Source organism: Prevotella veroralis DSM 19559 = JCM 6290 (genome assembly GCF_000377625.1).
Classification (GTDB): domain Bacteria; phylum Bacteroidota; class Bacteroidia; order Bacteroidales; family Bacteroidaceae; genus Prevotella; species Prevotella veroralis.
Window position 1 is genome coordinate 35,187 of record NZ_KB898329.1, and the last position, 12,637, is coordinate 47,823.

Consider the following 12,637-nt stretch of genomic DNA (forward strand, 5'->3'; position numbering starts at 1 on the left):
TTGTGTGTTAATCGTTATACTTCAGCAGGTTCATCGTCCGTAGCCTTGAAGTTAGCAAGGTCTGATGGGTCGAATGACTTGATGTAAGAAGCATGACCAATCACCTCTTCCTCTGCCATGCGAACGAATACATTAGCCGACTTCTTGAATAACTCTGGTGCCTTAGAAGCATCTTCTATCAAGAGTAGCGAACCGATGATATCGGCTGTCATATTGTACAGACGGCGAGCAAGGAAGTCGTGGATATCTTGGTTATCGTAAGCATTTACCCTCTCGATTGACTCCTCGTAAAGCTCAACGAGACGGGCAACACGATCGCGCAAAGCCTTCATGCAGTCGCAAGCGAGTTCACCCTCGAGCATCTCCTTCATGATAGAAAGGTAGGTGCCGTTGGTGATGTAACGAATAGCAGCTACTACCTGGAGTTGCGTTGTACCCTCATAGATAGAGAAGATACGCGCATCGCGATACAAGCGTTGGCACTTGTACTCCATGATGAAGCCGGAGCCTCCATGGATAGAGATAGCGTCGTAAGCAGTCTGGTTAGCGTATTCAGAGTTGATACCCTTGGCTAGCGGAGTGAAAGCGTCAGCCAGTCTTGTGTACTTCTTCATCTCTTGACGCTCCTCTGGAGTGAGCTTCTGGTCACGAGCAATATCCTCCAATGCCTTGTAGATATCAACGTAACGAGCCGTCTGATACAATAGCGAACGACCTGCGTCAAGCTTCGCTTTCATGCGAGAGAGTATATCGTAAACCGCAGGGAAAGTGATAATCTTCTTGCCGAATTGCGCACGTTCCTTTGCGTATGCCAATCCCTCGTTGTAAGCCTCTTGCTCAAGACCCACCGACTGAGCGGCTATGCCGAGTCGAGCACCATTCATCAATGCCATAACGTATTTGATGAGTCCCATGCGTGTGTTGCCACATAGTTCTGCTTTTGCATTCTTGTAAACAAGCTCGCAAGTAGGCGAACCATGTATACCGAGCTTGTTCTCGATGTGACGCACATCAACGCCTCCATTGCGCTTATCGTATATGAACATAGACAAGCCACGTCCGTCTCGTGTGCCCTCTTCTGATCTGGCGAGGACGAGGTGGATATCAGAATCACCATTGGTAATGAATCGCTTCACACCATTCAGTCGCCAGCAGTTCTCCTTCTCATCGAAGGTAGCCTTGAGCATAACGCGCTGGAGGTCGGAACCAGCATCTGGTTCGGTGAGGTCCATTGACATGGTTTCACCTGCACAAATGCGTGGGATATAGCGTTGGCGTTGGTCGTCATTACCGAACTCGTAGAGCGTGTCAATACATGACTGCAATGACCAAATGTTTTGGAAGCCAGCATCAGCAGCTGCAATAAGCTCTGATAACATAGAGAATACGACGTTAGGAAGGTTCAAGCCACCATATTGGCGTGGCATTGATACGCCCCATAAACCAGCTTGACGAGTGGCTTGGATGTTCTCAAGCGTCTTACTTGCATAGTGCATGCGGTTATCAATGAGGTGTGGACCTTCTTGATCGACAGCTTCAGAGTTGGGTGCGATGATGTTTGCTGTAATGTCTCCCGTAATATCAAGGATACGCTTGTAATTCTCAATAGCGTCCTCGTAGTTTACTGGTGCATCAGCGTGTGTAGCGGCATCAGCGTAGTTACGCTCCTTCAATTCTACAATGCGTTTCATCAATGGATGATTCAAGTGAAACGCTATCTCTGGGTGGTCAGTATAATAATTTGCCATATTAAAAGTGTAGCGGCCCCTCCCCCTTTCCCCTCCCCCAAAGGGAGGGGAGTAGAATGTTCTGTTCCTGGTGGTTAGGGGTCTTCTTTATTCTTTGTTTATAAAATCGTTTATTTGTTCAGTGACGTTATCAAGTTCCGTGCAAATCTCATCATTCGTGAATCTAAGTACGTTGAATCCCATGTCGTTGAGGCATTCTGTCCTCATCGCATCATCTATCATTTGCTGAGATTCATTATGATAAGCTCCATCAACCTCTATAACCAAGTTGTGAGAAAGACATACGAAGTCGACAATAAAGTCGCCGATCGGGTGTTGTCTTCTGAAGTGGCAATCACCCCTCATACCTCTTAGCTCGTTCCAAAGGATACTCTCTGCAAGCGTCATCTCCTTTCGATTCTCCTTTGCATAGTCCTTCAAGATATGATACCTGTCAGGTGATGAGGTTTCATAACCCAACTTCTTCTTTCTCCTGTCCTCGCTCATGGTTGATTGCGTGTCAGCCTATAACGTCTTCTGAATATAAGTAGAATAGTCCTCTTCTGTCCTTTCAATATCCCTCTGTACATTTCACTCCCCTCCCTCTTGGGGAGGGGTCGGGGGAGGGGCCGTTATTTACTATTCTGCTTATAATACTTTATCAACTTAGGCACCACCTCCTCAACTGTTCCATTGATGACATAGTCGGCAATGGCATTGATGGGGGCGTCTGGGTCGTTGTTAATAGATATGATGATACCGCTGTCCTGCATTCCTGCAATGTGTTGAATCTGTCCGGAGATACCACAAGCGATGTACACTTTAGGGTGAACGGTTACACCTGTCTGCCCAATCTGGCGATCGTGGTCTACCCAACCAGCATCAACAGCAGCACGACTAGCACCAACCTCACCATGAAGTTCCTTTGCGAGCTTGAATAGCAAGTCGAAACCTTCCTTTGAGCCGACACCATATCCACCAGCAACAACGATAGGAGAACCCTTCAAGTTGTTCTGTGCTGGTTCGACATGGCGGTCGATAACCTTCACAACATAGTCTACTTCGGGCACATATTTAGCAACATCTGGATAGACAACCTCATTCTTTGCCTTACCCTCATAGAGTGCTTTCTGCATTACACCAGAACGAACCGTTGCCATCTGTGGACGGTGATCTGGGTTGACAATCGTCGCTACGATGTTACCACCGAAGGCAGGGCGAATCTGATAAAGCAGATTCTCATAATGCTTGCCAGCTTTCTTGTCATCGTAGTCACCAATCTCTAGTTGTGTACAATCGGCAGTCAGACCACTAGTCAATGATGATGATACACGAGGACCGAGGTCACGACCAATCACCGTTGCACCCATCAAACAAATCTGTGGTTTCTCCTCTTTGAAGAGATTAACAAGGATGTCTGTGTGTGGTGCAGATGTGTAAGGGAATAGTCCCTCACCATCAAAGACAAAGAGCTTGTCTACTCCGTAAGGCAGAATCTGGTCTTCCACCTTCCCCTTAATACCACTACCAGCAACAATGGCATGTAACTCAACACCCAATTCATTAGCGAGCTTACGACCCTTAGTCAATAGCTCCTGCGAAACCTCCTGTACGGTGGTCTCTTCTATTTCGCAATATACAAATACGTTGTTCATAGGTCTTACCCAATTATCTTCTCTCCTAATAGTTCCTTAACAAGTCCTTCAATATCCTCATCAGAGCCTGTTAGCGTCTGACTCTCCTTAGCTTGAAAGACAATGTTCTGCACTGCTTTCACCTTTGTTGGCGAACCGCTAAGACCGCATTGAGCTTCGTCTCCATCAACGTCAGCAACTGACCATTGATTCAAAGTGAGGTAAGGACGCTCTTCGTAGAGGTTAACCCAAGGCTCATTACCCTTGCGCTCCATAGGACATGTAGCGTATTTGTACTTCATAACGAGCTTAGCATTACAGGGGCGAGCAGGGGCTGCAGAACCATTAACAGTAATCAGCACTGGCAATGGGGCTACGACCGTCTCAACACCACCATCAATATGACGGCGAATAGTTGCCTTTCCGTCTTCAACCTTTAGAATCTCTTCAGCGTAAGTAACCTGATTAAGACCTAACTTCTGTGCAACCTGTGGACCCACCTGTGCCGTATCGCCATCAATAGCTTGACGACCACCAATGATAATGTCTACATCCCCAATCTTCTTTACGGCAGTAGCCAAAGCGTAAGAGGTAGCCAAGGTGTCGGCACCAGCAAACTTGCGATCGGTAAGTAACCAACCGGTATCTGCACCACGATAAAGTCCTTGTCGGATAATTTCTCCAGCACGTGGAGGACCCATAGTCAAAATACCAACAGAGGCATCTGGGTCTTGATCCTTCAGTCGTAAGGCCTGCTCTAAAGCGTTTAGGTCTTCTGGGTTGAAGATCGCTGGCAGTGCTGCACGATTCACCGTGCCCTCAGCTGTCATCGCATCTTTACCCACGTTTCTTGTGTCTGGTACCTGCTTAGCAAGTACAACGATTTTCAAACTCATAGATATAAATGTGTGATTTAGAATTTCTTATTACGTGAGTGATGGCAAAAGTACGTTTTTTTTAGAATATAAGCAAATAAAACTTCTAAAAACATCGAGCCTTGAAACCCTACTCAAAAGTACATAATAGAGTAAAAATAAGTCTCCTTCAGATAATGAAATGTACTTTTAAGACGGAGTAGTTGATGGGTCTCATATTTTAAGTAACATGTTCTAAAGACAAAGTAATATAGGTGCATGATATTATAAGTAATATGTGTTCCAACCATCGTTACCATTGTTACATTCCACCATATAGTTATCATCCTTTCGTACTTTAACTTAAAGTAGCAAAGGACATAAACTTAGACGTCTCGAGGACTTTAACTTAAAGTACGAAGAGGGTTCAACTTAAAAGAAGAAAATAGGATAAGTTACATTTCAATGAAGAGAAGATAAGGGGAGAAGGACAGCTGTTAATTAGGTGAAAAGGAGTGTGATGTAATAAGAATATTGTATCTTTGCCGTTCTAATAGATGATTATAACATAAGGAAACGATGAAACATATATTTGTGAAAAGCTATATCTTCGCCTTATCATTGCTGGCTATTGCTTGTCAGTCGGGCAAAGGAAGAGTTAGTTTAGCAGCTTTGGAGCACTCTTTCAAAGATGTTCAAAGTATAGAGCAAGCGGATAAGAACAATGCGAATGAAGATAATGCAACAGAAGAAGGGACGAGTTCTTCCGCTAATGTTGAGGCTAAGAACGGATTAGAAATGCCGCAGGGGAAGGCGGGAGTTCCATCTCTTTTGCTTTATCGAGAAGGCTACACCACATCCTATAATATAGATATGAAGACACCGAACTGGGTGGCATGGCACCTCACTGCTAATCATGTTGATGGTGCAGTAAAGCGTAATGGTGTGCAGTTCCATGCAGATGATGATGTGCCAGAACCTCGTGTGGATACTTACGATTATATGCGTTCAGGCTATGACCGAGGGCACATGTGTCCTGCTGGTGACAATCGATGGAGTGAGACGGCGATGGAACAAAGTTTCTTGATGACAAATGTTTGTCCGCAAGATCATGCTTTAAATAGTGGGTTATGGAATTCAATAGAAGAGCAATGTCGCACGTGGGCGAAGCTGTATGGCGATGTCTTTATTGTTTGCGGACCGATCTATTTCAAGCAGCCACATAAGCGTATTGGTATTAATAAGGTGCAGGTACCTGAAGCCTTCTATAAGGTTATCTTGCGGTTGAAGCCTACTCCAAAAGCAATTGGATTCGTTTGTCGTAACACATCGGCTAAGGGACATAAGAAGATGGAGTATGTAAATACGGTTGATGATGTGGAGCGTATAACTGGGATAGACTTCTTTCCAAAGTTGCCCGACGATGTTGAGCAGCGTGTAGAACGCCAAGCCGACCTATCAGAGTGGTAATATAAAAGGTAAGACACATGTATGATAGTTTAATGTATCAAATACTTCGTAATTTTCCGTTCGATCCAACCGCCGACCAGATGCATGCTCTTGATATCTTCGAACGCTTCATAACCGATAGCGATGAGCGTTGTGTGATGATACTCCGAGGTAGTGCTGGTACGGGCAAAACCTCCTTAGCAAGTGTTATTGTGCGCACGCTCTTAGACTTGCAATACAAGATAAGCCTTCTCGCACCCACTGGTCGTGCAGCAAAAGTATTCTCTTTAAACTCTGGTCAACCTGCTGCTACCATTCATCGAAGTATCTATCGAGAGCGAACGTTCGCTGGATTGGATGGAAAGTTCAACCTTAATGCGAATCTCTATCGTAATCGTTTGTTCATGATAGACGAAGCCTCAATGATAAGTCTAACCTCCGTGAACTCCACCTTTGGGAGTGGTTGCTTGTTAGACGACCTCATTCAGTTTGTTTATAACGAACGCAACTGCCGAATGTTGCTGATTGGTGATAAGGCGCAGTTGCCCCCTGTGGGTGAAGCCGAGAGCCCCGCCTTACGTACTGATGTGTTAGCTGCTTATGGCTTGAAGGTCTATGAGTGTGATTTGAATGAAGTTCTCCGTCAGAGCCAAGACTCTGGTATCCTTTATAATGCTACTATCATTCGGCAAATGATTACCCACGACCAAGCAACAGCACTACCCAAGATTCGCTTCAAAGGCTTTGCCGACATCTCGATCGTACCTGGCGATGAACTCATAGAGAGCCTTTCAACGAGTTATGCAGACGTAGGAATAGATGAAACCATGGTTATCACACGATCGAATAAGCGTGCCAATATCTTCAATCAGGGTATTCGTAATATGGTATTAGGGCGTGAAGAGGAATTGACAACGGGCGATATGTTGATGGTGGTGAAGAATAAGTATAAAGAGAAACAAGCGGAAGGTCTTTCCTTCATAGCCAATGGCGACCGTGCTATCGTGCGTAGTGTTCGCAATGTGCGGGAGCTTTATGGGTTCCGTTTTGCCGATGTTACCTTATCATTCCCCGATTACGACAATACCGAGGAGGATATGATCGTCATCCTTGATACGCTCACAACGGAAGCACCAGCACTAACGCACGAACAGAACGAACAACTCTTTCAACAAGTACTGGCAGATTATGCCGACGTGCCACTGAAGTCTGATCGTATGAAGAAGATACGTGAGGATGATTATTACAACGCTTTGCAAGTGAAGTTCGGATATGCTATTACCTGTCATAAAGCACAAGGTGGGCAGTGGGCGCACATCTATCTTGACCAAGGCTATATGACTGATGAGATGCTAACTCCCGACTATATCCACTGGCTCTATACAGCATTCACCCGTGCCACGGAGCACCTTTATCTCGTTAATTGGCCGAAGACACAGGTGGAGGAAGCGTAAGATTAGTGCGAAAGAGAGGGAGTATTTGTAGGTTTTATTTGTACGTATAAGCCTGTTTGACACTTGCAGATACACATAATCATGGAAGTTAAAGAGTGCCTCTACTTGTATATTCAAGTAAGTCGTCCATTCTTTAACTTCCTTGTTATGTATGGTTAGAGCCCCTTTATTTAACAGGTTTGACCAATCTTTCTCATACGTTTGCGAATCGTTTTCCACCTGTTTCAGCATTATTTATCACCTGTTCCCCATTTCTTTCTGACGTGTTGCGCATCATTTACACACGCACATAAAGTTAGTTTCATCGTGAAGAGACACTGGTTTCATTGTGAAGAGACACTGGTTTCATCATGATGAGACACTAGTTTCATCACGATGAGACTAATAAAAGATATAGATGAAAAAGACACAAGACGCATGGGAAAGGGACTGGAAGATAGGGAGAAAGAATGCGGAAGCCTATTAGACAAGGAGTGCAAACAGGTCATCTTATTGAGCAAAGAACCCTTTAAGAAATCTACGCCAGCTTCCTATTGCCTCCTTAGATGAGTGGATATATCCCCTAAACAATGCAAAGAAATAGGGATAGACGTCCTTGTCCGGAAACCCCACCCATCCTCTCCAGAGGGGGAGGAGTGCCTAATGGAAGCTAATCTGGATAGGTTTCTTTCTATTCAAGTGGCACCAAAAAGTAGGGACAGACGCCCTCGTCTGTCCGCATAAGAAGGGGAGTTTGTTACGAATTAGATGCGATTTGGCGGACAGACGAGGGCGTCTGTCCCTACTTTTTGGTACTATCTATATTCAAAGAGACGCCTATCTCCGTGGGAGAAGGGCGTCTCTTTGATGTGAGAAGAGGCTTTCTTCATGGCAAGAAGGGCGTCTCTTCATTTGCACCTGCTTGTTCGTTGCTAACGAGGCATTGCTGCGTTACACTTGAAACTCATTGCTACTTTGCTATGGGATGTTTGCTTGTGCAATGCTGCTGGTTAACTTCTCAACCATTATCTTCGCTGCGTTATCAGGCGCAACAGCATCTCCAAGGCGTTCGCGGACGATTTGATAATCGGCAAGCATGCGCTCACGAGCGGGCTGACCGGGTAAGATTCGATATAACTCGTTGGCTATATTGTAAATTGAAAAGCGGTCGGCGAGTAATTCCTGTACGATTTCTTTATCGGCAATGAGGTTGACGAGGGAGATGAAACGCACCTTAATTATATACTTGAAAGCGAAACGAATGAGCTTCGGAACGGGCGTCTCATAGCAAACCACTTGCGGAACATTGAGCAAAGCGGTCTCAAGTGTTGCGGTTCCACTCGTGACTAATGCCGCTGTGGAGTGGGTGAGTAACTCGTAAGTCTGCAACTCCACCATCTTAGCTTCACTATCTCCGAGATATTTCTTATAGTATGATTTCTCGATAGAAGGGGCTGCCGCAATCACCATTTGATAGTCTTCAAAGTGGCGTGCAGCCTCAAGCATTGACGGAAGATTATCCTTTATCTCTTGTTTCCTACTGCCTGCAAGGATTGCAATAATCGGTTTCGACGATAAGTTATTACGCTGACAGAACTCATCTTTCGACTCTGTGTAAACATGCTGGAAGTTATCTACTTCCTCCTTAGTTGGGTTGCCAACGTAATGTATTTTGTAGTGATGTTTCTTCTCATAGAAGGGTATCTCAAATGGAAGAATAGAGAACATCTCCTTCACATCACGCTTAATAGCTTTGATTCTCCACTCCTTCCATGCCCATATCTTCGGTGAGATGTAATAGAAGACAGGTATGTTTGTATTTTTCTTTACATATTTGGCAATACTAAGATTGAAGCCTGGATAGTCGATGAGGATCACTACGTCGGGTTGCCAACGTACGATATCTTCCTTGCACATCTTCATGTTCTTGAAGATAGTGGGTAGGTGGAGTAGAACTGGCACAAAGCCCATGTAGGCAAGTTCCCGATAATGTTTAACCCGTGTTCCACCCACTCTCTGCATTAGATCTCCACCCAAGAAGCGGAACTCGGCAGCAGGGTCATACTGCATCAAAGACTGCATCAGGCGTGAAGCATGTAGATCGCCAGAGGCCTCACCAACAATCAAGTAATACTTCATATATCAAGTGTTTAGAGGGTATTCCACGTGTTCATCTTCTCAATCATATCGTAGTCCGTGACGTCAATACGTGTTGGCGTAACCGATACATAACCGTGTTTTAAAGCCCATTGATCCGTGTCGGTGGCATCGGGTTCATCGTTTTGATAATGCCCAATCATCCAATAGTAATCGAAGCCACGAGGGTGTTTGCAACGTTCAACTTCACGTGTCCAACTACCGAATCCCATACGGCAAACTTTCAAGCCAGCGAACTTCTCCACCTTTGGGAAGTTTACATTCAAGCATACGCCCTTAGGGAGTCCATCGGTGAGAACCTTCTTTACAATCTTTCTTACGTAATCCCTGAGGTAAGAGAGGTCGGCTTCTGTGTTATAGTCACAGCTTGAGAAGGCTATAGAAGGAATATATTTCATGCAGCCTTCATAGGCTACTCCCATCGTACCACTGTAGTGATTATTCACAGAAGAGTTGTCGCCATGGTTGATGCCACTAAGGATTAAATCTGGTTTACGCTCTTTGAGCAACTGATCTAATGCAAGTTTAACGCAATCAACAGGCGTTCCTGTACATGACCATACCTCACAATTAGGAATGTTATGACGCTGTTTCAATAACAAATAATCAGTTACCGAGAAGGCACATGAGAATCCCGAACGTCCCGATTCAGGTGCACAAACAACCACATCAGCAAAGTCTGTGAGGAAAGAAACCAACGTACGAATACCGTTCGAATGGTATCCATCGTCGTTAGAGATGAGTATAAGTGGTTTAGTAAAATTCATTGTTTTCGCTTTTGATTGGATGCAAAAGTACGAAAAAAGGTTTATAAAGCTCCCTGTCTCGCATAATTTGTGTATCTTTGTAGCCTAATAAACGTATTTGGAATATATAGAGAAATGGGAAAGATTATCGCTCTCGCCAACCAAAAAGGTGGTGTTGGAAAGACAACAACCACCATCAATTTAGCAGCTTCTCTTGCTACTTTAGAGAAGAGCGTGTTGGTTATCGATGCCGATCCACAGGCTAATGCTTCAAGTGGTTTGGGCGTAGATATAAAAGAAGTGGATTGTTCGCTTTACGAATGTATCATTGACCATGCAGATATAAGAGACGCTATCTACACAACTGATATTGAAGGGCTTGATATCGTGCCAAGCCATATTGACCTTGTCGGAGCCGAGATTGAGATGTTGAAACTCAGCGGTCGTGAAAAGGTGATGAGCAATCTGCTTGCAGGTATCCGTGATGATTATGATTACATCCTGATAGACTGTAGTCCGTCATTAGGGCTTATTACGGTCAATGCCTTGACTGCAGCTGATTCCGTAATCATACCTGTTCAGTGTGAATACTTCGCTTTGGAAGGTATTAGCAAACTGTTGAATACAATCAAGATCATTAAGAGTAAGCTTAATCCGAAGCTTGAGATAGAAGGCTTCTTATTGACAATGTATGATAGTCGCCTTCGATTAGCTCGACAGATATATGACGAAGTTAAGCGTCATTTCCAGGAACTGGTGTTCCGGTCTGTCATACAACGTAACGTCAAACTATCCGAGAGTCCGAGTCATGGATTACCTGTTATCCTCTATGATGCAGACTCTACTGGAGCAAAGAATCACCTTAGTTTGGCAAAAGAAATCATCGAAAAGAATAAGAAATAAGCAATGGCTGTTCATAAGAAATACAATCGAAATACAAAGACGAATGCGTTAGGGCGTGGACTTGATGCGCTGATCTCTACCGAAACTGTTAGTACGCAAGGTAGTTCAACCATAAATGAGATCGCCTTAGATCAGATTGAGGCGAATCCTAATCAGCCACGCCGTGAGTTTGATCCTGTTGCTTTGGAAGAGTTGGCGAATAGCATTCGTGAGCTTGGATTAGTACAACCGATCACATTGAGACAGATAGCTGATAACCGCTTCCAGATCATCGCTGGTGAGCGACGTTGGCGTGCGAGTCAGTTGGCAGGATTGACTGCTATCCCTGCTTATATTCGAACGATTAAGGACGAGAGTGTGATGGAGTTAGCATTGGTAGAGAATATCCAACGTGAGGACTTGAATGCTATTGAGATTGCACTTGCCTATGAGCACTTGTTGGAGAAGAGTGGTATGACGCAAGAGAGAGTGGCAGAACGAGTTGGAAAGAGTCGTGCAGCTGTTGCTAATTATCTTCGTCTTCTGAAGCTCCCAGCGCAAGTTCAGATGGCATTACAGAAGAAGTACGTTGATATGGGACATGCTCGTGCATTGCTATCGTTAGATAGTCCTGCATTACAACTGAAGCTTTATCGTGAGATACTAAAGAATGGTTATAGCGTTAGAAAGGTCGAGGAGCTATGCCAGCGGCTTAATAGAGGGGAAGACATACAGTCTGCTAAGAAGAAAATAGCAGCTCGCGCGCGTCTGCCGGAGGAGTTTAATATCCTTAAGCAACGCCTTTCCTCTTTCTTTAATACAAAGGTTCAGATGAGCTGCAATGCGAGTGGAAAAGGAAAGATAAGTATTCCGTTTGCTTCAGAAGAAGAGTTGGAGCATATCATGGAAGTGATGGATAAGATAAAGTAAGGTACTTCCTTTACGGGTATTAGTTAATTAGAACGGATAGTGATGATGGTGAAGAATATAATTCGTAGGGGGATATTAGTGGTAGGGATGCTCATTTGTTCAATGAGTATGCAGGCTCAGAATGTCCTTGAAGATACGATAAAAGTAATCTACCCAGGCGATTCTTCCGTTGTAAAAGTTCCTAATTCACAGGATAAGTACATAGAGGAAAAAGCAATCACGACACCTGATGATGAGGGACGTCTCACTTCTGTTGTACGTAAGGATAGCCTCGGTCTTGTGAAAAAGCAAGCTCGTGACTGGGCAAAATGGCGTCCTAATCCTAAGAGAGCATTGTGGTTAGCATTAGTACTACCCGGTGCTGGACAGGTTTATAATCGTAAGTATTGGAAGCTCCCGATATTCTATGGCGGCTTTGTTGGGTGTATTTACGCCATGACATGGAATAATCAGATGTATCATGACTATGCACAGGCATACGTCGACCTTGTCGATAATGACCCTACGACACAGAGCTATAATAGCTTCTTGCATTTGGGCACAACGATTACACCTGCTAATGAAGAACGCTATAAGAACATATTTAAACAACGCAAAGATCGCTATCGCCGGTGGCGTGATTTGAGTATCTTTGCAACCGTGGCAGTCTATGCTTTATCAGTAATTGATGCTTACGTAGATGCCTCTCTATCAGATTTTAATATTTCAGATGACCTCTCGTTGCACATTGCACCGACGGTTATTCCAGATAAGAGTATCACTACACCGAATCATCCCTTCCGTTCATCGGCAATAGGAATAGGCTGTAGTTTGACATTCTAAGCA

11 protein-coding genes are annotated in these 12,637 nt (G+C 44.4%); 5 read left to right on the forward strand and 6 right to left on the reverse strand.

The annotated features are described in order from the left end of the window. Nucleotides 1-14: 14 nt before the first annotated feature. From D464_RS0105790 to D464_RS0105805, 4 genes are all read right to left on the reverse strand, one after another. Nucleotides 15-1,748, reverse strand: a complete 1,734-nt coding sequence (locus D464_RS0105790; protein WP_018910560.1) for an acyl-CoA dehydrogenase family protein — start codon at nt 1,746-1,748, stop codon at nt 15-17. An 87-nt stretch (nt 1,749-1,835) separates the two neighbouring features. Next, nucleotides 1,836-2,234: an endonuclease domain-containing protein gene (locus tag D464_RS0105795; protein WP_018910561.1), complete on the reverse strand. Its 399-nt coding sequence runs from the start codon at nt 2,232-2,234 to the stop codon at nt 1,836-1,838. Between the two features lie 125 nt (nt 2,235-2,359). Beyond that, the gene (locus tag D464_RS0105800) at nt 2,360-3,382 is read right to left on the reverse strand and encodes an electron transfer flavoprotein subunit alpha/FixB family protein (protein ID WP_018910562.1); all 1,023 of its coding nucleotides are present in this window, start codon (nt 3,380-3,382) and stop codon (nt 2,360-2,362) included. 5 nt (nt 3,383-3,387) lie between these two features. Further along, nucleotides 3,388-4,257 (reverse strand): electron transfer flavoprotein subunit beta/FixA family protein, encoded by an 870-nt coding sequence (locus tag D464_RS0105805; protein WP_018910563.1) that lies wholly within the window; start codon nt 4,255-4,257, stop codon nt 3,388-3,390. 537 nt (nt 4,258-4,794) lie between these two features. Between D464_RS0105805 and D464_RS0105810 the strand changes: the two genes are divergently transcribed. Next, entirely contained in the window at nt 4,795-5,685 is an 891-nt protein-coding gene (locus D464_RS0105810; protein ID WP_018910564.1) for a DNA/RNA non-specific endonuclease, read from the forward strand. Nucleotides 5,686-5,702: 17 nt separating this feature from the next. Next, nucleotides 5,703-7,118, forward strand: coding sequence for an ATP-dependent DNA helicase (locus D464_RS0105815; protein ID WP_018910565.1), 1,416 nt, complete (start codon nt 5,703-5,705; stop codon nt 7,116-7,118). A 957-nt stretch (nt 7,119-8,075) separates the two neighbouring features. Here D464_RS0105815 and lpxB read toward each other — a convergent pair. Next, nucleotides 8,076-9,236: a lipid-A-disaccharide synthase gene (gene lpxB / locus D464_RS0105825; protein WP_018910566.1), complete on the reverse strand. Its 1,161-nt coding sequence runs from the start codon at nt 9,234-9,236 to the stop codon at nt 8,076-8,078. Between the two features lie 11 nt (nt 9,237-9,247). After that, nucleotides 9,248-10,021 (reverse strand): 5'/3'-nucleotidase SurE, encoded by a 774-nt coding sequence (surE, locus tag D464_RS0105830; RefSeq protein WP_018910567.1) that lies wholly within the window; start codon nt 10,019-10,021, stop codon nt 9,248-9,250. A gap of 114 nt (nt 10,022-10,135) precedes the next feature. Between surE and D464_RS0105835 the strand changes: the two genes are divergently transcribed. Genes D464_RS0105835 through D464_RS0105845 form a run of 3 tightly spaced genes read left to right on the forward strand, consistent with a single transcriptional unit; the run spans nt 10,136 to nt 12,634 of the window. Beyond that, nucleotides 10,136-10,903, forward strand: coding sequence for a ParA family protein (locus D464_RS0105835; RefSeq protein WP_018910568.1), 768 nt, complete (start codon nt 10,136-10,138; stop codon nt 10,901-10,903). 3 nt (nt 10,904-10,906) lie between these two features. Continuing rightward, nucleotides 10,907-11,812, forward strand: a complete 906-nt coding sequence (locus tag D464_RS0105840) for a ParB/RepB/Spo0J family partition protein (protein WP_004382368.1) — start codon at nt 10,907-10,909, stop codon at nt 11,810-11,812. Nucleotides 11,813-11,854: 42 nt separating this feature from the next. Then, nucleotides 11,855-12,634: a DUF5683 domain-containing protein gene (locus tag D464_RS0105845; protein ID WP_018910569.1), complete on the forward strand. Its 780-nt coding sequence runs from the start codon at nt 11,855-11,857 to the stop codon at nt 12,632-12,634. Nucleotides 12,635-12,637 lie beyond the last annotated feature (3 nt).